Raw genomic sequence first — 21341 nt, forward strand, 5'->3', positions numbered from 1 at the left:
CATAATTTTGTACCATATTCCTTCCGCCCGGAAATTCAGGAGAATTTACGCTGATCATCCGGGCTTGCACATCGGTAATGTACATAACTAAAGTACATCCTCAAAATTGAAAATACGTACCAATGGAAAACGACCAGCCTGTTGAAGTTAATGTGATGCCCAAAGGATTGATTTACCTGCCAGAACCAGAAAAGGGGGCAACGTATATCAATGAATTTGATTTGGAATCTCATTATTATGCTCCCGAAAAGAACCCGGATGAGAATTTAAATTATAAATTTTTGCTTCCCGCTTTGGAAAAAATCAAGGGCCAGGATTACGATTTTGTGGTGGGATTCGACCATTCGCTCAACCGGACCATTATCGGATATCCCAACCCGGAAGGCAGGTTTCTGGTATTTACAGCGCATCAACAGGCAGCACTTTTGGCCCATACCTTTTTAACGGAGGACGGATACCCTGAATTTGGGGAGGAAAAAGATAAGTTAGTGATCAAAGGGATTGTTTTGTCTCAACAAATAGATAAAATTGTCACCAAAAATAACGGAGCCTATAAAGAGTCTCATTCCGGGTACGAAGATTTGCGGGAAAGAATCATGACCATGGATGATGCGTATACTCAATTTCTTGCTTTTGATGAGCGAAACCATGTGCTCATGGATTTAGAAAAGGAAAAAAACGTAGCCAAACAGTTGGACCTGATTTTTTCACAAGTCAAAAAATTGAAACAGCAGGAAAAAACCTTGTTTGATTTTCACGTGGACCTTCAAATCAAATACAAGCTGTATGGTGAGAAGACATTCAACATTACTTCTGAGGGCGAAAACAAAAAGATTTTTGATCGATTCCGCTCCAAACCTCCTTCCGATGCCATGCACGAGGAGTTGGTCAGTATTTCTGACTACAAAAAACAATTATTTTTCAATAAACTAACCGGAAGAAAAAGTGAGCCGGAGCTTCGGCAGTTGGATATTGTGCAACTGGAGTACAGCAGTGGCCTTAAAATTAGTGTGGAGCTGATTGACGGGGGGGATAAATTGCTCCTACACCTTAGTGATTTTACAGATTGTTACAACAAAGAATCGTTTGCAACCTCACGTAAGAACATACACGATCGGTTATTGAAAATTGTGGTTTCCCTGGGTAAAATGGTTATAAACGTTACCTGAGTTCTGACTATTTTTTGTTCAAATACGATCGCGTAAGAAAGTTCAGGTTTTACCGTCTGGTGGGAATTTTTCCATGAATATGGGGATTGGAGGAAACCGTTCAGTGCTTTTCTTTCGTTTTTTTATCTTTTTTTTCAGATTCGTTTTCCTTGTCAGGATACTCATTCCTTTTAGGTGGTCTAGGACCACTTCCAGTGGTACCAGGGGTCTTTCTATTGGATCCTTTATCCACCTCATCTTTCGCTAAATTAAAATTGTAAACGAATACCTGAAATTGCGTGTGGTGCTGCATGTTTTTTTAGTTTGATTTGAAGAAAAAGTAGTCTAAAACCATGCCATAAAAAAAAATGGTCGCATCTGGTTTGATTCTTGCGTGTTTTCTGTAAGGAAGGAAATCCAATATAGAACCTTTTCTTAAACTAGTTAAATGAACGTTTCTATGAAAGCTGATAAAAAAAATACATCGCAAGAACTTAGAAATACATTAAAAGAATTTCAGATTGGATACCTATCATTTTGCTTATTGTTGCTTGTGTCTGGATGTGTGGAAGAATCACCCCAACCGGAACCCGACGAAGTGGTAATAGCAGATACCTTTGAATCGGGTATGAATGGATGGGAAGGTGGATTTGCAGATTTGCCTGTTGATGCACATGATCGGTTTGAACTAGCGGTCAGTCTGGACAATTTGCCGGAGGAAACGGGAGAAAGCGGTCAGGCGATACGCATTCAGGGGCAGAACGGAAGCGATGATTTATTTATGTTTATCAAAAAGGAAATAGGCGGACTGGATCCTGGAGCTACTTATGAGGTGGTTTTTGAAGTCACCCTTGCATCCAGTTATCCTGAAAGCTCCGTTGGGATAGGTGGCAGCCCCGGTGGCTCGGTTTTTTTAAAAGCGGGAGCGGTCGACCGGGAACCCCTACCCGAACCGGTGGAGGAGGCATCAACAACCTATCATCGGATGAATATTGATAAGGGAAACCAATCACAGGACGGCGAAGATATGTATGGCTTGGGTACCATTGGCATAGAAGGCGATGACTTTGTCTATGAAATGATCACGCGGGACAATGGGAATCGTCCCCAGGAAGTTCGTGCTGACGGGGATGGAAACCTTTGGTTGATCGTTGGTACGGATTCGGGGTTTGAAGGAATGACGGTTTTGTACTACCAGGAAATCGAAGTAACTTTATCCAAAAAGTAAACTAAAATACTTGGTAGTTACACTGTGTAACGAACAAAATTCTCAAAATATGCCTACAAATCAATGGGAAGGATTTCAATGGATGAATGAGCCCCGAAGGTGGTCTCTGGAAGAAGATCGTTTGATATTGATTACGGATACCCAAACCGACTTTTGGCGAGTCACTCACTATGATTTCGTCAAAAACGATGGGCATTTTTTTTATCGGGAAATCAAGGGTCCTTTTACCTGCCAGCTTCAATTTTCCGGAACCTACCGGGATTTGTATGACCAGGCTGGGCTTATGTTGCGATTGGATGACAGGAATTGGGTAAAGGCAGGTATTGAGTTCGTATCCGGCATAGCAAAGGCCAGTACGGTTCTTACCAGGGATTTTTCGGATTGGTCCGTTAGGGAGTTAAAGGAAGTGCCCATTGATTTTTGGGTCAGAGCCAAACGAGGTAGGGATTATGTAGAAGTTTCGTTTAGTACCGATTCGGAAAATTTTGAAACCCAGCGACTGGCTTATTTTCCTCCGGGTCCTTCCCTTCAGGTAGGTATCATGGCAGCTTCTCCAAAAGGGCAGGGGTTTGAGACGAATTTTATTTCGTTGGAAATAAAGGAAGGATAAGTCAGGATAAGGTAGCTTCCATCAACACATGGAATCCTGCAAAATGGCCTCTCGAAGCCTATTCTGCAACGAATGGGTCTTTTTTCCATGCTAATCATCGGTGCCGCAGTGAGGAATTCTGAGTAGCCTTAAGCCAGCGAGGTACTTTCATCGACGGGATTTTCGGTGCTGACAAGAAATTGATTTTCTTCTACCAAAGAAATCGCACCCAGAATGGCAGAATCCTCTAGCTGGGATACGTAGATGTTTAGGTTTCCGGATATGGGTTTGTAGGGAAACTGGCGAATGGTCTTTTGTAGGCCATTTCTAAAGAATGGGTAGGCCTTGCGTATAGAGCCGCCAATCACAATGGCTTCAGGGGCATAGGCTAATAGAAGCCTATATATCAGCTGCCCGAGATGGCTACCATATGCTTCAAAGATATCGAGCGCCTCTTGATCACCCTGCTCTGCTTTAACGGAAAGCTTTTTGGCGCTTTGCTTGTATTCTCTTTTAAAAAATTTACTACTACAATAATCCTCGAAGGTCTGGTCCAGGTAGGGAACAGCCCCCCATTCGCCCGCTCCACAGAGCCTTCCGGTATAAAGGTGCCCGTTAGCAATAATTCCTGTGCCGATGCCCGTACCTAGGGTAATGGCAATCACATGCCGGTGTTGCTGCGCCGGCCCAAATTTATATTCTCCCAAAGCAAAACAGTTGGCATCGTTATTTATGGCTACCGGCACGTTAAATTTTTTCTCCAGATAGGCCTTTAAATTGACTTTTTGAAAAGATGGAATATTGGCCAGGTTGTAAACGATGCCTTCCCCCGGGTCTACCAGGCCTGGGATTCCGATCCCGATAGATTTAAATCCTGACGAAGTATAACTTGCGATTTGAGAAGATATTGCCTCTAAAATTTCTTCCTGAGGTAAACTGGCAGGAGTACGGCTTTCTTTTCGCTCGATAATTTTCCCGTCGCGGACCATTCCTGAGCTGATTTTTGTACCTCCGATATCCAATCCAAGAACCAATTTGCTTGCTTTCATTTTCTAAATGATTTTCGGGCATTGCCCGATTATACTTAATTGTGATGCCGGTGTTTCCCGGCAGTATACCTGAACTGACCCAATCCTGAAACAAGCAGTTTGATCAAAAAAGGGAAACCATCCGCAAGGTTACTTCCTAACCTGCGGATGGTTCGTTTTATTACAAAAGGCTTATAACATTCCTTCCGTGGATTTCTCCAGCTCCCTTGCCTCCATCAAAAATGATTCCACGTCCATTTCCCTGAAAAATATCAAGCCGTGACTGGAGCGAACTTTTGCTGTTTGGTGTTGGTAGAAGTAATTTTTGCCGAGCAATAATTGCACATCACTCAATTGATTTACCCAGGTCCTTCTTGCCAGGGTACTGAATTTTCCATTGTGAGCATAACTTGGAAAGGAAGCATTTACCTGGCTTAAATAGCAATTGGCAAATGAATCTTCCATAACGGACATGTCTCCCAATGAAACGGGAACGATCACATTTGATTCTGCAGCATCAAACTTAAACCAGACGTTGCGGTAGCCAACGATCTTAAACTCGGATAAATCCTCTTCAAGACTCCATTGCCTGACGGCCTCGGCAGTCGCCTGCAATACTTTGTAATGCGTGTCGGGCCCACTTCCTTCCGGGTCTAGTGTAAGGCTCAATTTGGTGGGCTTTATCTCCCGTAACATGTTCAATATGGGCTCCACATCTCGTTTTTTGTCCGGCTGTTCGGTAAAAATATCTCCGGTATAAAAGCCAAGTCTCAGGTGATGAACATTTTTGACTTGTACTCCAAAATGTGCCCAAACCAATTCTTCCTCAAATTCCCGGATCATTCCTTTCAATGTCTGGATGTTTTTCGGATTCTTTTCTCCGTCGTAGGAGTTTTTTAGCACGGTAATGATCTCATTGATCTGATCCCGCAGCTGCATGGTGGTTTTAATGCCGAAGGTGAAAACAATGGCGCGTACCACCCGGTGACATAATCCCCGCAACCGCTCTTCGGCATTTTCGGAGGCGACGTTGGTCAGGTAATGGTATACATCCTTATCCATTTTAAGTTTGTATCCGGATTCGTAAAAGTCATCAAATTTCACCATTTGGATGCGCCCCTCATCCAGAAATTTTTTGGTGCTTTTCAAGGTCTCGATGACAAAGGTGTTGGTCACCGCGGTAAATCCGGAGGTTAAAACGGCAAAATGTGCCTGATTGCTGTTTTCATGGAGTTGTTTGGTGATTTGGGGGAGTATTCCCAGTGAAATATCATCGTGGTGGGGACCTGTGTGAAGAAAAACTTCATTTTTCTCCTCTTCCATTCCCTTGTCAATCTTTGCACTGATACTTTTAATGACCTCTTTAACGGTGTTTTCATTCAGGTCAGGAATCTGACTCGTGTATTTATCGTTTTTCAGGTCTTCCAGGGTAATTCTATGCCCGTATTTTTGTAGTTTTTTACATAGGTCCAAAACAGCTCTTTCCGTTTTGGTGGTATTCCAATTTCCGGTAAAGTAATACTGGTCGATACTGTCCGTAAGCTTGGAAGCGGCTCCTTTGGTCATGTAGAACCTTCCGTTCTTAAGTTTTTGCAGGACCGTGGCCGGATAGACGTTGGTCATGGATCTTTCCAGGGATTGCTTCACGATGGGCGCTTTAGCCTCTCCTGCCGCAATGATAATGGCCACCGCCTCGGGATTGTGCACAATCGTGTCCAGCCCGATGGTAATCACCAGTCTATTGGCAGATATCTCAATTCCACCCAAATCGCCCGCAGCTACTGCCTGGGTTTCAAAATTGGTCTCGGTGAGGCGCGTCGTTGAAAATATATCGGACCCTCTGGTATTAAAGGCAATGTGTCCGTCAGGACCTATTCCGCCTACAAAAAAACCAATGCCACCCTTTTCCCGGATTTTGGCTTCGTATTCGCCGCACCACTGGTCGATAAGGTAAATGGATTCCTGCTGTAATTTTTCCAGGGGCGTGGTATATTCTCTGAAACGCAAAGATAAATCTACCTTGGAATCCGGGAAGATTTCCCGATAGGATTTCCCCTCCGCCAATGGGATTTCATCGGAGTTGATAAGCAGGGCTTTTTTAGGATCCAGTCCGAACCCTTCAATGTAAAACTTGTTTACATAGTGATAGAAACTGTTTTTTTGTTGGGAGGAAATGGGGTAAAACTCATCAATTTGCACAAATTGCAAATCCTTCAACACCGGTTTCTTACACTCTTTCAACCCGTATTTTTCCCGGATTTCCAATCCTTTTTTCTTTTCCCAATTCTCCAGTAAAAATTGGGTCCATTTGATAAAATACTCCGGTGTCTTACCGGTGGGTAAACTGATTACTCCATCTGGGTTGGTAGAAACCCATTCTAAAAACCTACAGGCAGTAAGTAATCCCAGTTTTGGGAAATTATCGACCGTGAGGTAGGGAATTTTGGTAGTGATGGTTTCTGTTTCAGAATCCTTAAAAAACGCCTCTTCAGTCTTTGAAAGTGGGTAATTTGCTAACATATGCTTTTATCTTTATTGTTGTTTATCTAGTGAGAATTGATCGTGTCTTCAAAGATGTGCTCGTTTACGATGGCAATGGCTCCACGAAGTCCTACTTCCTTACCTAGCCGGGATAGTTCAATGGATGTCTTTTCCCTCAATTTAGCCATGCTGTAAATGTTCAATGCCTGTTGGATAGGAGTGGTGATGTATTGATTGGCTTCCGCAATGGCCCCACCTAGTATAATCAGCTCAGGGTTGATTAGCTGTATGAGAATGGCAATTCCCCGGCCCAAATCCAGGCCTACATCGGATAAAATGCTGATGGCACGCTGATCACCAGCCATGGCCGCTTCCACGACAATGGAGGGTTCGAGATTATCCTCCTTTCCTTCGGACATCCGGGCAAGAATGGAGTCCTTATCCAATGCAATCGCTTCCCGGGCGAGTCGCACGACAGCCCCTCCGGATGCCACCGATTCCAAACATCCCCTTTTGCCACAACTACAGCTTATTTCCTTGGAATCAAATAGCGGAGAATGACTAAATTCCCCGGCAAAGCCTGAATATCCCCTGTACAGTTTTTCATCAATAATAATTCCAAGACCGATACCCCAGTCTACAAATATTCCCAATACATTTTTATGGGTGCTTTTATTCCCGAATTTAAACTCAGCGAGGGTTTTAGCCCGCGCATCATTTTCTATAAAAACCTTTCGTTCAAATTTGGCTTCCAATTGCTCTTTCAGGGTTTTTTTTCCTGATTTTAAGTAAGTATGGTTTATCCCGGCAACGCTGTCTACCAAACCAGGCATGCTGATGCCTACCGCAATGACTTTTTCATCCGAAATCCCGGAAGACTGAATTACATCCATGGCAAATTCGTGAATGCTGTCCAGCGTTGTTGCCTCGTTGTTCAAGGGAAGTTTAACCGTCTTTATCTTGGTGACCTTCTCATTTTTGGTATTGTATAGTGCTGCTTTTGCCCCATAGCGGCTTAAGTCCATGCCCAAAATATAAAAAGAGTCCGGTGCCAGCCCATATAGATCCGGCTTTCTTCCGCCCTGAGACTGTCCACGTCCCTCCTTAATGACGATATTTTCATCCAGCAAATCTGTCAGCAAAAGGTTTACGGTAGGTAAACTAATCCCTACGAGCTGGCAAATATTGCTGGCCGTATTGTTTCCCAAGGTGTATAGTTCTTTCACTATCCTCAGTTTATTGATGTAGTTTTTTATCTCAACCACACCCTCTTTTTCTTCCAATACTATGTTTGGGTCTATTAAATTCATATTGCGAATTTTAATGCAAGTTAATAAAAATTTTTATTTAATAAGCAAAACTTAATTCAAAAAAACAGTATCTTTTAAGTAGCATTGGCGACCAAATAGAATGAGATGTAATTTGTTTGGAAACCCTGGAAACTTACACCAATATGAATCATATTCTACCTACACAGAAATTAAGTTATTTATAAAAATATATAAAGCCAAGGTATTTTTTGAAAATATTTTATCATGTTTGTTCTAAACTTTAACCTTATCACTTCAACTCACCAAAAACACCATGGAAGGAAGAAGAAAATTTATTAAATTATCGGTTCTATCCACCATTGCCAGCCTACCACTGACGGGATATCCAAAAACCCCTTTCGCTAGTTCAGGTAATGCTCCTGTGCAATACAAACCGCAGGTATTATCTACCTGGAATCACGGGATGCCAGCTAATGACAAAGCCTGGGAAGTCCTCGGGAGCGGAGGTACCATCCTGGATGCAGTCGAGCAGGGGGTAATGGTCACAGAGAACGACTTAAGTAATTTATCCGTCGGACTGCAGGGCTTACCGGATCGCGAAGGAATTGTCACCCTGGATGCCTCGATCATGAAAGGAGATGGTTCTTGTGGCGCAGTGGCTTTTGTGAGGCAAGTAAAACACCCGATTTCTCTCGCTAGAAAGGTAATGGAAAAAACGCCTCACGTGATGATTGTGGGCGAAGGAGCCAGACAGTTCGCCCTATCTGAGGGAATGCCAATGGAAGCGGAAACGCTAAGTCCCAACGCAAAGGAAGCCTATGACCGCTGGAAGGAAAAGGCCAATTACCAACCCATTATTAACATTGAAAATCACGATACGATCGGTATGATTGGACTGGATAAAGACGGCTCCATGGCGGGGTCTTGTACCACTAGCGGATTGGCTTATAAAATGCATGGAAGAGTAGGAGATAGTCCGATCATAGGGGCAGGCTTGTTTGTCGATGATACGGTGGGAGCAGCCACCGCCACCGGGTTGGGCGAGGAAGTGATCCGCATTTGTGGTGCATTTTTGATTGTGGAATTGATGCGACAGGGGAGAACTCCTCAGGAAGCCTGTGAAGAAGCGGTAAAAAGGGCAGTGGCCAAAAGTAAGGATCTCGAAAATACTCAGATTGGCTTTTTGGCCATGAATAAGGAAGGAAGTTTTGGTGCACATGCCATACGTCCGGGCTTCAACTTTGCCCAGCACCACCAAAATGGCAGGAAATTAATTGATTCCGGAAGTTGGTTCAAATAAGTAGGCATGACTAAAAAGAGGATCCTTTTTGAAGCGCCTGTTTATACCCATGAAGCAGCGATTTTGGCGGCTGCCAACGGAGTGGATCGCCTCGAATTATGCGCTGATTTCGGAGAAGGGGGAACCACCCCGAGTGCTGGTTTGCTGAAGGTTATCAAAAGAACGGTTCCCATTCCGGTTTTTGTGATGATCCGGCCGCGTGGAGGAGATTTCATGTATGCTCCCCGAGAGCTGGAGGCCATGATGGAGGATATAGAAATCCTCGGAGAACTTGGTGCAGACGGCTTTGTTTTTGGTGCTCTTCGGCCAGGCGGAAAAGTCGATGCTGAGGCTTGCAGAAGGCTGCTGGAAGTGACTCAGGAAAAGCCGTGCACCTTTCACCGCGCATTTGATAAAGTGCCTGATCAATTAACCGCATTGGAAACGATTGTGAACCTTGGCTTTAAGCGAATCCTTACCTCGGGCGGTAAAAACAGTGTCTCAGAGGGGAGATCCGCTTTGCTGGATGTTTTGACACAAGCAGCCAACCGGATTACCGTCCTTCCCGGCGGGGGCTTGACAGGCGAAGACCTGGTAACCTTAAATCGGACGGGGTTTCTGCGGGAAGTACACCGTTCCTGCAAGTATTTCCGGCCCTCAGAGGGAGGCCAACAAAAAGGCGAGGTCCGCCTTTCCATGCTTGACCAAACCGAAGGAAAGGTATTGACAGTAGATCCGGAGCTGGTTCGGTCTTTTCGAAATAGTTTGGATAATCTGGGGTAATTTATTTTCTTTTTTTGGTGTGGTAAACACTGACAAAAGTTAGCCCCCCTTTTAATTGAGCTATTGGTGATTTCTACTCAAAAAAATCTGTTTTCAGAACCAAATTTGTGTCGAGTCTCAGAAGTTAATTATTCTCAAAATTTGTGAAAGCCGTGATATTTGGGTATATTATTCGTTCAATAAACCCTATAACGATATGGTAAAAAGTTTTCAGGGGGTTCGGGAAGCCCCCATCAAACCAAGTAATCAGCCCATTTTGGTAAGTGACTTCATGTCCACCAATCTGGTCACATTCCATCCCGAAGATACCATAGACCATGTGATCAGAGTGCTGACAAGGAAGCGGATTTCAGGTGCTCCCGTAGTGGATGAGACGGGTAAGCTGGTTGGAATTATTTCGGAAGGAGATTGTCTGAAAGAGATTATCAAAGGCCAGTACACCAATACACCTAAATTTCCTGCTGCGGTAGAAGAGCACATGACCAGAGATGTCATTACCATGCCCCCGGATGTTACTATTTTCGACGCTGCAGATCGGTTTTTGACCTTAAAGATCCGACGGTTTCCAGTGGTCAAAGATGGTAATCTGGTTGGACAAATAAGTGTTAGTGATGTGGTTCGGGCGATGCCAAAATTGAAGGCTTCTACCTGGTAATTCACCTCGTTACTTGTCCGCAAAATCCAGCTAGAGATAACCAGCTAATTTATAAACGACAATGCCTATCCATTCCTTTACAAGGATATGCCAGGTGAAAATAGATTGTACGCTGGGTTGAAAAAGGGATTGCAAGGTAAGCCGCGGTTCCGATGCGTAAAAGTCTACCGGGAACGTATCCGGATAAAGGCCTGTTTTCAAAAAACAGGCCTTTGCTCGTTTCATATGAAAGGCGGAAGTAATCAATAAAAGGTTGTCTGCCTCTTTTGGTAAAAACCCACCTTGGTCCAGAACTTGCCGGGTAAAAAGCGCATTTTCCCTTGTGTTGACAGCCTTTGTTTCCAAAATAAGATCTGATTTTTTCACCCCTGCCCACACCAAAAATTCGGCCAGGGATTCCGCCTCACTTTTAGGGTGAATGGGATCAAATCCTACTCCTCCTGAGATCAGTATTTTCTTTAATTTCCCCATTTTATATAATTGGAGGGCGTGGGTAATCCGGTCGGCCCCTTTGTTGAAATAGGTCCGGTCTTTGGGTAGTTTGTCGATGTTCGTGATTCCGGTGAGTACGATTCCGATCTCATAAACGGGTAATGTTTCCAGTCCCCTGGGTGCTGGCTCCCAGGCGTGCATGAGGCGATTGGAAATATAACTGTTCGAAAAAAAGAGGAACAATACCATGGCTCCGAAAATAAGGCGTTTCCCAAATTTTCTGTGGATAAAAAAGAGCCCTATCACCAACGTCACCAGGCAAATGGTGAAGGGCATAATTAGAAAACTAAATAGCTGGGAAAAATAAAAAAACATATTCGAAAATGTTTAAGTAGAAATTTGTCTGATACCGGTCTGGGACAAAAATATCCAAAAAATAGCTTCGGCAGGCTATTTTTCTTTTTAACTTCAACCTCTCAATTCACTGCAATCGAATATTGCAGCTTCAACTGCGTAATTTGGTTTTTTTATGGCATCACAGACTCCTTTTCACATTTATAAATCCTCAGCAGGATCTGGAAAGACGTATACGCTGACAACGGCCTATCTCAAATTGGCATTGGAAAATCCATTGGCCTTTCGTCAGATTCTTGCCGTGACGTTTACCAACAAGGCGACTCAGGAAATGAAGGAGCGGATCATTCAGGAGCTCAAACGAATAAAGAATAAGGCGGACGAAACCCAGCCCATGGATCGTGACTTGATGGGAAGATGGGATCTGAAGCCCTCGGAATTGTCCCAACGTGCGGCCATGGCGCTGACGGCTATTCTTCATGATTACGGCTCCTTTTCAGTCAGTACTATCGACAGCTTTTTTCAACGAGTGATTCGTGCGTTTGCCAGGGAGATAGACCTGCAAGCCAAGTACGATGTTGAGTTGGACCAGGAGAGCATTATGCAACGAATTGTGGACAGGCTGCTGATGCGGGTAGTTGATGAACCGGATTTGCAGCGCTGGCTGGTGGACTTTTCCATTCATGAAATTCAGAAAGGCAATTCCTGGAATACCAAAAAGTCCATTCAGGATCTCGGCAGGAAAGTATTCCAGGAGGATTTTAAAAAGGTACAAAAAGAGATACGGGATTTCCTGGAGGAACCGGATAATCTGAAATCGTTGATTTCCCATCTGTATCAGCAAAAACAACTGGTGATTCGTCAGGCGGAAGAAATGAAAGCAGAGGCGCATCAGATCCGAAAAAATCTAGAATTGGAATGGGAGGATTTCAAGGGGGGGAGCAGGTCCTTTGTCAAGAAAATCGATCAACTGGGTAATCCGGAATCCCCCATACCCGAACTCACCGAACTCCAGAAAATATTAAGTAAGAATCCCGAGGATTGGTATACCAAAACGAGTAAAAAGAAATCGGCCATTGAAGCCGCGTTTCACGAAGGTTTGGGGGAATTATTTTCCAGATTTGAACCCCTGCTAAAAACATGGAATACGCTCGATGCCATGACAAAAAACCTGTACGTATTTGGGCTATTCGGGTATTTGCTGGAGGAGTTGGAAGGGTTAAAAGAAGAAGAAAACATGCTGCTTATTTCCGAAGCAAATGATTTTCTCCGCTCCATTACGGCTGAAAACGAGGCTCCTTTTATTTACGAGAAAGTGGGAAATCGCTTTCGTCATTTTTTGTTGGATGAGTTTCAGGATACCTCAGGCTTTCAATGGGAGAGCTTTCGCCCCCTGCTTCTCAACTCACTCTCAATGGGAAAGGCTAATTTAGTGGTGGGAGACGTGAAGCAGTCCATTTACCGATGGAGGGGAGGTGAAATGCGCTTGTTAATGGACCAGGTCGAAAGTGAAACACGGCATTTTGGGCTGGAAGTTAAAAATCTGGACACCAATTACAGAAGTTTGCCTCAGGTGGTACTTTTTAATAATTCCTTGTTTTCAACACTGTCCCGGTTAGTAGCGATGTCATTAACAAAGGAACTGGGTTCAGATGAGGGGGAATTGATTTCCACGGCCTATGCCGAAATCAATCAGAAAGTTTCTTTAAAACAGGAATCAAAAGGACAGCCAGGAAAAGTCCGATTGGAATTTTTGGAGCCGGAGAAACCCCAAAATTATTCCGATGCGGCATTGGAGGCACTTCCGGCCATGGTGGATGAATTGATGTCAAAAGGATACCGGCAAAAGGATATTGCCATTCTGGTCCGAAAAAACGACCAGGCTGCGAACATCGCCGATGCCTTTATGGCCTATGAAATTCCAGGACAGGAAAAGCGATATGAGGTCATTTCGGACGAAGCCCTGTTTTTACATAAATCAGCAGTAGTAAGGTGCCTGTTGGCGGCTTTAAAACTGGTAGGCAATCCCGACGATGGCTTGTCCGGAAATAATCTTTGGGTGCAGTGGGCAAGAGCCAAAAACCTGCTCTTAGGGCAGGAATTTTTTCTTCACGGAACCTTGCCGCAGCCACATTCCGGATTGGAAAAGACTTTTTTTGAACGGATCCACCAGCTAAGAAAACTTCCGCTGATGGATTTATTGGAGGCATTGGTGGAGCTTTTAGGGTTGAACGGAGAGCTGTCTGAGCGGGCCTATTTATCAGGATTAAAGGAATCGGTATATGATTTTGTGGGTAAAAACAGGGCCGACCTGGCGAGTTTTCTAGCATGGTGGGAGCAACAGGGGCATAAACGCACCGTAAAGCTTCCCGATACCCACGATGCCATCCGAATATTAACGATTCATAAGTCCAAGGGCTTACAGTTTAAGGTCGTTTTGTTACCTTTTTTGGATTGGAAGGTCTTTGATACGGCAAAAGACCCAATTGTGTGGGCTCCTTACAGTGGGGACGAGGCAGTACCTCCGGTGATCATGCCGCTTACCGTTAGGAAAGAATTGTTAAATTCCGCTTTTGCACCTGCCTACAGGGAGGAAAGTTTGCTGAGTCATTTGGATACCCTGAATATGCTATACGTAGCGTTTACCCGGGCAGAGGAAGTTATCTGGGGCCTGGTACCCTTCAAGGAACCCGAAAAAAGAAATGGTATTGGAAGGGTAGATGACCTGTTGTTTTTTGCCCTTAGCCAACAGGGTGCAGAGGGAGAACTGGACCTGGAAACTCACTTTGATTCCAAAACGCGTATCCTGGACCTGGGAAGCTGGCCAACTTGGGATTCCGGGGTCAAACCGGCCGTTGACCGGCAGGAAATCATGGCCTGGAAATACCGCCCGTGGAGAGACAGTCTACAGGTTCGGCAGGTGTTTGGCGAATTTGACGAGACGGGGATGATTGCCAAACGCGATTTTGGCAGACTGGTTCATACCCTAATTGAAAAGTCGAGGACCAGAGAGGACTTTGGCCTGGAACTAGAAGCATTGTATTTTGAAGGAGCAATTAATAAGGAGGAGATGGTACTCCTGGAGAAGCAATTTAGAACGCTATGTGAGGTGCCTGAATTCAATAGCTGGTTCGATGACGGCTATCGGATTTTAACGGAGCAGGGTATTTTGATGCCGGGAGGAGGAAGAAAAAGACCCGACCGGCTGGTATTCAAAAAAGACACTGTAGAAGTTGTTGACTTCAAGACCGGAAAGGAGAGTCAATCACATAGAGATCAGGTACGCGGGTATATGGAACTTATCCGGCAAATAGAAAAAGATACGGCCGTGACGGGCTTTCTCTGCTACTTAGAGACCGGATCAATAATGAGGATCAGTTAATATGGATAGTTTTTTAAAAGAAACAGCAAAGACGCTTTTGCAATCAAAGGGAGACCTTAAGGGGGTAAAAGTGATTTTACCAAACCGACGGGCCGGCCTGTTTTTTATCAAGTACCTGAGTCAAATGGCGGATAAACCGCTCTGGATGCCGGAAGTGATCACCATTGAGGATTTGTTTTACCAGTTGGCAGGAAAAAAACCGGCCGATAAATTAACCTTGATATATGAATTGTATCGTGTATTTCAGGCGTTAACCGAAAGAAAGGAAAGTTTTGACAGGTTTTTTTTCTGGGGGGAAATGATTCTGAAGGATTTCAATGATCTGGACCAGTTTTTGGTAAATCCTGAAAAGTTATTCACTAACCTGAAGGAGCAAAAACTACTTGAGAGCGATTGGAGTTTCCTGAGTCCCGAACAGGTGAAATTGATTCGGGAATTTTGGGCATCTTTCGAAGGAAGGGACCGTGCCCATCAGGAGAAATTCTTAAAATTCTGGGACATCCTTTATCCCCTCTACAGGGGCTTTAATGCTGCTATTGAGAGCCTCGGACTGGCCTATGGTGGTAGAATTTACCGTGACGTGGCGACAGGATTGGAAAAGTTGAAACCAATGGAGGAGCAATTGGTCTTCGTAGGATTTAATGCCTTCACGACCACGGAAGAAAGACTGATTAAGCATTTGGTCAGCCATTTTGGGGCTGAAATTTTTTGGGATCTGGATACCTACTACCTGAATCAACCGGAGCAGGAGGCCGGACTCTTTTTCAGGAACTACCAAAAGGATCCCATTTTAGGACCTACCTTTCCGGAGCGTATTCCAAATTACCTGCAGCAGCACAAAGCAACGATTAAAACCTACAATGTGCCCCTAAAGATCAATCAGGCAAATTTGGTGGCTGGATTACTGGAACAGGTAAAAGGTAGGGAAAACTGGGAGGAAACAGTAGTGATTTTACCGGAGGAGCAATTGCTATTTCCCTTGTTAAACGTCTTACCTGAAAAGATCAATCGGGTCAATGTAACCATGGGCTATCCGGTCCGGCAAACACCGGTTTATACATTTCTGGAAGCTGTTTTGGAATTGCAGCGCTATGCGAAAATGGAGGATGGGGCGTTGCTGTTTTATCACAAACCAGTCAAGGATCTTCTGAGCAATGTGTTTTTAACCGAAATGGCTCCTGAATTTTCGAAGCAGGTTCATGACGAATTGCTGCGAACCAATGCCATCTATTTTCCAGCCAGGAAACTTCGGGAAGGAGGGGAAGTGTTTGCGCTTGTTTTTCAGCTATTTACAGCGGAAACCATTATGGATCACCTTTTGGAGCTCATCCGAACTTTAGCAGCCAGGATGGAAGAGAAAAGTATGGAGCGGACCTATCTTTATCAGTGTTTCAAGCAAATGAACAGGCTGAAAGAGGTTTTTGATAAAGAGATAAAGGAAACGGTTAGCGTGGGTTTTTTTACCAGGCTTTTCAGGCAGGTTTTTGCGGAGAGCAGGTTGCCATTTGAGGGAGAGCCCTTGGAAGGACTGCAACTGATGGGGGTTTTGGAAACCCGTAATCTTGATTTTAAGCGGGTAATTATCTGTTCTATGAATGAGGGAAGTTTTCCGCCATCCAAATCCATGGATTCACTCGTTCCCTTTAATTTACGTCAGGCTTTTGGCATGCCAGTGCAAGAACAGAACGATGCCATTTATGCATATACCTTCTACCGCCTACTGCACCGTGCGGAAGAGGTGCACCTAATTTATTCCACTGCCGGATCCCAGGGACAGGTGGGTGAAAAGAGCCGGTACATTCATCAGTTACAGATTGAAATGGAACACAGCGGGATCCAGAAAGAGGATACCCTTGTCCATGTTCCGGTAAACCTCACTCAAGCCAATCCCATTCAGATTCAAAAATCTCCATCCATCCTGCGTGTATTGGAGAGGTACACGGACAGTCCCGGAGAAGGCCAAACGGCCACCTCATTTTCACCATCTGCGATAAATATGTACCTGGACTGTCGTCTTAAATTTTTTCTGACCTATATCGCCGCTGTGGAAGTACCGGATGAGGTCCAGGAAGCCGTTGATCCTGCTATTTTTGGTAATTTGGTTCACCAGTCTCTGGAAAATCTGTATGCAGGATTCATAGCCAGAAAGGGCAGGAATTGGGTAGAGGCCTCAGATATCGAGGGGTTGATGGATTACATCAGTCCTGCGGTGGAAAAAGCCATTCGTGCACAATATTTTCTGGATGAAGATGCAAAATTGAAATTAACCGGTCAGCTGACCATCGCCCGCGATGTGTTGCAAAAGTACCTGGAAGGCGTATTGGAACAAGACCGGCATACGTCTCCATTTGAAATTATTTCGCTGGAAGGAAACAAAAAATATGCTACCCAATTACCGGTTGCCACCCGGTCGGGTGTCAAGAGGGTGTCCTTATCAGGTATTATTGACCGGGTGGATCGGGTTGGAACGACCATTCGGCTCATTGATTACAAATCTGGGAATGACAAGAAAGACTTTAAGGGAATCCCGGGTCTGTTTGACAGGGAAGATAAATCCAGAAACAAAGCAGCGATGCAAACCTTATTTTACGGGTTGCTTTATGAGGCCAGGCATCCGGAAAACAAATCACCATTGAAACCGGCATTATTTAGTTTGCGGGATGTATTTAAGGAAGATTTCTCACCCTATTTGCGAGAGGTGCTGGGTCCGGGACAAAAGCAAGAAGTAAATGATTTTGCAGATTACAGGGATGAATTTGTGGGAGAACTTACCCGTATTCTGGAAGAAATAATGAATCCTGGCGAGGATTTTGACCAAACGAATGATTTGGAGAAATGCAGGCTATGTCCTTTTTCGGAAATTTGTTCCAGATAGGTGTCTCCCTTTAGTTTTTTAATGAAATTGATTACCTTTAGCTCTTTGATGTTGAAGATGAAACCAACCATTCATTCTGTTTGGATAATTGGATTAACTGGGGGATTGGCATTGTTTGTATCGCCGTATCTGGTCAAGGGGTTGGATTGGATTTCCTTTCAGGAAAATGCCTGGCATTTCCTACAGCTATATGGTTTTATTTCCAGTGTGGCATTGATCGTCATTTCATTTACCTACAAGAAGATTACTGCCAGGGACCTGGGAAATTACGGAGGGATGTCTCACCAGATCTTCAATAAACTCCCGAATTGCGTTTGGGTGTTTTCATTGGATAACCGAAGATTGGAAATGTCTAATGAGGTAGCTGAAGCCATCTATGCGATTAAGGAACGATCCGATCCATTTGGGAGTTTTAAGTTTCAATTTTTTAACACCAGAATTGGAAATAAAGTACTTGGGGGAGAAAATTGTGTTTTCAGTAACATTGTCATGATCGACAAGCTATACGAACCCAGGTATGTAGATCTTTTTGGTATCCCCTTTAGTAACCGGCAGAAGGAGAAAATGGTCTTGGTGATGGTTTTGGATCGGTCGGAGGTGCATCGGTCACTCGATCAGATCCGGAAATTATCGGAATCCCTGCAACAGCAAAATGAGCAACTCAGAGCGTATTCGTTTATGAACTCTCATAAGATACGGTCACATTTGACCAACATACTAGGATTGATCCAGGTAGGGGAAAAGGGAATATCGGGTGAAGCCCTCGGGATGTTAAAAGAAGCTGCCGAGCGTCTGGATTCTGAGATTCAAAACATGAACAAACTATTGATGGAAAAGGACCGAAACGCAAAAAAAGTGGAGCAAAAAGAGCAAACGATTGTATTTGTAGATGATGACAAGGTACAACACATGATCAACAAAAGGATCTTACTCAAAGTAAACGAAAAGCTTAAGCTTGTGTTCTTTGAAAACCCGTACAAAGCCTTGGATTGGTTGGAAGAAAATAGAGCAGATGTGCTATTGCTGGACATCAATATGCCGGAGATGGATGGCTGGTATTTTTTGAAGTTGATGGAAGAAAAAGGAATTAAAATGGATGTGAAAATGCTTACCTCATCTCTGGACCCTGATGATTTGCAAAAGAGTAAAGCTTACCATCAGGTAAGTGGTTTTTTGATAAAACCGCTAAAAGATGAAAATATTGCGGAATTTTTGGCCAATTAGAAGTATTGGTTGATTTTTGTTGTCAAATTGCAATTCTAAATTAAACCCTCAGAACATGTCGGGAGAGTCCACAAAAAAAGACAAGGTAATCAGTAAGCGTATCGATCGGTTTTTTATGGGGCTGGAGAGTGCTTACCTTTTTGTCAAAAGATTTTTCAAAGAAGTTTGGTTTCCCCCTTACGAATTCAAGGAAGTAATCAGGCAATGCTATCAAATAGGCTACAATTCCCTACCGCTGATTTCCCTAACGGGGTTCATCGTTGGTGTAGTATTTACCAATCAATCCAGGCCTTCCCTGGCCGAATTTGGAGCCACTTCCTGGCTACCGGCCTTAATTTCTATTGCCGTCATCCGGGCCATGGGTCCTTTGGTGACAGCCCTGATTGCCGCTGGAAAGGTGGGCTCCAGTATCGGAGCAGAAATCGGATCCATGAAAGTGACTGAGCAAATTGATGCGATGGAAGTTTCCGCCACCAATCCCTTCAAATTTTTGGTGGTTTCGCGGGTTCTTGCCAGTACGTTTATGATTCCTATATTGGTGCTTTACACGGATTTTGTAGCCCTATTGGGAGCCTTTGTTAATGTTCATGCAAATGAAATGACAAGTTTAAGCACGTTTTTTGTACAGGTATTTGATGCCTTATCTTTTCTGGACATCACGTCTTCTTTAGTAAAGTCGGTTATTTTCGGATTTACCATTGGAATCGTTGGTTGTTATAAGGGATATAATTCCACCAAAGGTACTGAAGGAGTAGGTAAGGCAGCCAATTCCGCTGTGGTAATGGCCATGTTTTTAATTTTCATAGAGGAGTTACTCTCCTTGCAAGTAACTAATTTCTTTAGACAACTGTAACATGATAGAATCGGTAGTACAGGCAAGGAACCTGGTAAAATCATTTGATGACCTGCACGTTCTCAGAGGAGTGGATCTGGATTTATTCCGGGGTGAAAACCTGGTAGTATTAGGTAAATCAGGTAGTGGTAAGTCTGTCTTGATTAAAATAATGGTAGGACTGCTTACTCAGGATGAAGGATCTGTGAAGGTGTTAGGGCAGGAAGTCAAAGATCTGAATTCTAAGCAACTCAATGAACTGCGGCTGAAAATAGGTTTTTCATTTCAGGCCAGTGCCCTTTACGATAGCATGACGGTCAGGGAAAACCTGGAGTTTCCCCTGGTACGAAATGTAAAGAACCTAAGTAAGCAGGAAAAGGATAAAATGGTGGAAGAGGTTCTGGACAGTGTAGGGCTCTTGCAAACCATTAATCAAATGCCTTCTGAACTTTCGGGTGGACAGCGCAAACGAATTGGAATAGCCCGAACGCTCATTCTTCAACCCGAAATAATGTTGTATGACGAGCCTACCGCAGGTTTGGATCCCATTACTTGTATGGATATCAATAATTTGATCAATCAGGTGAATGAGAAATACAAGACTACTTCCATCATTATCACCCATGATCTCACTTGTGCCAAAGTAACCGGTGATCGCGTGGCCGTTTTATTGGATGGTACTTTTGGTGCCAGTGGAAAATTTGAAGAAGTATTTGAAAATGCCGAGGATGGCAGAATTAAATCATTTTATGACTATAATTTCATTAAGCAATGAGAAATGACAATAAAAAATCGGTTACTGTTGGCATTTTTGTGCTGATAGGTATCATCATTTTGGTTACCGGCATACTAACATTAGGAGCGCAGCAAAAGGCCTTCGTGAAAAGCATTCGGGTGTCTGCTGTTTTTGATGACGTTGGAGGGCTACAAACCGGGAATAATGTTTGGTTTTCTGGTGTTAAAATCGGAACCGTAAAGAAGATCAATTTTTATGGGGAATCTCAGGTGGAAATTGAAATGAATATTGAGGCCTCGGCCAAAGATTACATCAAGAAGAACTCCAAAGCCACGATCAGTTCCGATGGCCTTATTGGTAATAAGATCATTGTTATTTATGGAGGAACAGGGCAGGGGCCGTCTGTTGAGGAAGGAGACCAGCTGACGGCGGTCATGCCGTTGGATACCGACAGAATGATGGAGACCTTACAGGTAAATAATAATAATTTGGTATCCATTACCGAAGATTTGAAGGTGTTAACTGGGAAAATCGCCAACGGAGAAGGAATAGTAGGAGCAGTTCTTACCGATAGCATGTTGGTAAAAGATTTTAAATTGATGATGAGTAACTTTCAGCGAGCGGCTGCGAACAGTACCCAAATGACTTCAGAACTTGCAGCGTTTTCAAAGGGGCTGAATCAAAAAGGAGGTCTTATTGACGAACTGGTAAATGATACGGTCATTTTTGAAAGCCTGAGGACTACCATTCAAGGGCTGGAAGCGACGGGTGAGGAAGTAAATAGCGCCGCTGAAAGTTTCAAAAAGGTCAGCGAAAATCTGAACCAAACCGATAATGCGGTAGGAATGTTGCTTAATGACGAGGAATTTGCGTCCTATCTAAAAAATACCATGGTGAATCTAGATACCGGTACGGTTCGTCTAAACGAAACGTTAGAAGCCATGCGGTATCATTGGCTGTTTCGGGGGGCCTTCCGAAAAAGGGACAAAGCTCAGAATAAAACAGAGTAACTCCATTAAAATAGTAATCAGAAGTGCATCGGTT

16 protein-coding genes are annotated in these 21341 nt (G+C 43.9%); 12 read left to right on the forward strand and 4 right to left on the reverse strand.

The window, feature by feature from the left end; translation table 11 throughout:
* Nucleotides 1-122 precede the first annotated feature (122 nt).
* The 3 genes from GJS45_RS03045 (at nt 123) to GJS45_RS03060 (ending at nt 2986) form a co-directional block, all read left to right on the forward strand.
* Complete coding sequence (locus GJS45_RS03045; protein WP_162340000.1) at nt 123-1169, forward strand: hypothetical protein; 1047 nt, start codon at nt 123-125, stop codon at nt 1167-1169.
* A 439-nt stretch (nt 1170-1608) separates the two neighbouring features.
* Nucleotides 1609-2376, forward strand: a complete 768-nt coding sequence (locus tag GJS45_RS03055) for a hypothetical protein (protein WP_162340002.1) — start codon at nt 1609-1611, stop codon at nt 2374-2376.
* A 49-nt stretch (nt 2377-2425) separates the two neighbouring features.
* A complete protein-coding gene (locus GJS45_RS03060) occupies nt 2426-2986 on the forward strand; it encodes a DUF1349 domain-containing protein (RefSeq protein WP_162340003.1) in 561 nt (186 codons plus the stop codon).
* A 128-nt stretch (nt 2987-3114) separates the two neighbouring features.
* Here the strand turns inward: GJS45_RS03060 and GJS45_RS03065 are convergent, their stop codons facing one another.
* The 3 genes from GJS45_RS03065 to GJS45_RS03075 all read right to left on the reverse strand — a co-directional run bounded on the left by GJS45_RS03065 (nt 3115) and on the right by GJS45_RS03075 (nt 7784).
* Nucleotides 3115-4014: an ROK family protein gene (locus GJS45_RS03065; RefSeq protein WP_162340004.1), complete on the reverse strand. Its 900-nt coding sequence runs from the start codon at nt 4012-4014 to the stop codon at nt 3115-3117.
* Nucleotides 4015-4185: 171 nt separating this feature from the next.
* A complete protein-coding gene (locus GJS45_RS03070) occupies nt 4186-6513 on the reverse strand; it encodes a PIG-L family deacetylase (protein ID WP_162340005.1) in 2328 nt (775 codons plus the stop codon).
* A gap of 26 nt (nt 6514-6539) precedes the next feature.
* A complete protein-coding gene (locus GJS45_RS03075) occupies nt 6540-7784 on the reverse strand; it encodes an ROK family protein (protein WP_162340006.1) in 1245 nt (414 codons plus the stop codon).
* Nucleotides 7785-8058: 274 nt separating this feature from the next.
* On the opposite strand from GJS45_RS03075, the gene GJS45_RS03080 reads away from it, so the two are divergent.
* The 3 genes from GJS45_RS03080 (at nt 8059) to GJS45_RS03090 (ending at nt 10462) form a co-directional block, all read left to right on the forward strand.
* Nucleotides 8059-9045, forward strand: coding sequence for an isoaspartyl peptidase/L-asparaginase family protein (locus GJS45_RS03080; protein ID WP_162340007.1), 987 nt, complete (start codon nt 8059-8061; stop codon nt 9043-9045).
* Between the two features lie 6 nt (nt 9046-9051).
* The gene (locus GJS45_RS03085) at nt 9052-9807 is read left to right on the forward strand and encodes a copper homeostasis protein CutC (protein ID WP_162340008.1); all 756 of its coding nucleotides are present in this window, start codon (nt 9052-9054) and stop codon (nt 9805-9807) included.
* A gap of 196 nt (nt 9808-10003) precedes the next feature.
* A complete protein-coding gene (locus GJS45_RS03090; RefSeq protein ID WP_162340009.1) occupies nt 10004-10462 on the forward strand; it encodes a CBS domain-containing protein in 459 nt (152 codons plus the stop codon).
* Between the two features lie 30 nt (nt 10463-10492).
* On the opposite strand, the gene GJS45_RS03095 is transcribed toward GJS45_RS03090, so the two are convergent.
* Nucleotides 10493-11269, reverse strand: a complete 777-nt coding sequence (locus tag GJS45_RS03095) for a YdcF family protein (RefSeq protein WP_162340010.1) — start codon at nt 11267-11269, stop codon at nt 10493-10495.
* 154 nt (nt 11270-11423) lie between these two features.
* Here GJS45_RS03095 and GJS45_RS03100 point away from each other — a divergent pair, with 154 nt between their 5' ends.
* The 6 genes from GJS45_RS03100 to GJS45_RS03125 are packed head-to-tail and all read left to right on the forward strand — an operon-like array spanning nt 11424 to nt 21307.
* Nucleotides 11424-14630, forward strand: a complete 3207-nt coding sequence (locus GJS45_RS03100) for a UvrD-helicase domain-containing protein (RefSeq protein WP_162340011.1) — start codon at nt 11424-11426, stop codon at nt 14628-14630.
* A gap of 1 nt (nt 14631) precedes the next feature.
* Nucleotides 14632-17505: a PD-(D/E)XK nuclease family protein gene (locus GJS45_RS03105; RefSeq protein WP_162340012.1), complete on the forward strand. Its 2874-nt coding sequence runs from the start codon at nt 14632-14634 to the stop codon at nt 17503-17505.
* Nucleotides 17506-17562: 57 nt separating this feature from the next.
* The gene (locus GJS45_RS23755; RefSeq protein WP_235954572.1) at nt 17563-18729 is read left to right on the forward strand and encodes a response regulator; all 1167 of its coding nucleotides are present in this window, start codon (nt 17563-17565) and stop codon (nt 18727-18729) included.
* Between the two features lie 55 nt (nt 18730-18784).
* Entirely contained in the window at nt 18785-19582 is a 798-nt protein-coding gene (locus tag GJS45_RS03115; protein ID WP_162340013.1) for an MlaE family ABC transporter permease, read from the forward strand.
* Between the two features lies 1 nt (nt 19583).
* On the forward strand, nt 19584-20336 hold the full coding sequence (locus tag GJS45_RS03120) for an ABC transporter ATP-binding protein (protein WP_162340014.1): 753 nt from the start codon (nt 19584-19586) through the stop codon (nt 20334-20336).
* Nucleotides 20333-21307 (forward strand): MlaD family protein, encoded by a 975-nt coding sequence (locus GJS45_RS03125; protein ID WP_162340015.1) that lies wholly within the window; start codon nt 20333-20335, stop codon nt 21305-21307. The genes GJS45_RS03120 and GJS45_RS03125 overlap by 4 nt, the downstream gene beginning before the upstream one ends.
* Nucleotides 21308-21341 lie beyond the last annotated feature (34 nt).

Source organism: Cyclobacterium salsum (assembly GCF_010119245.1).
Taxonomy (GTDB): domain Bacteria; phylum Bacteroidota; class Bacteroidia; order Cytophagales; family Cyclobacteriaceae; genus Cyclobacterium; species Cyclobacterium salsum.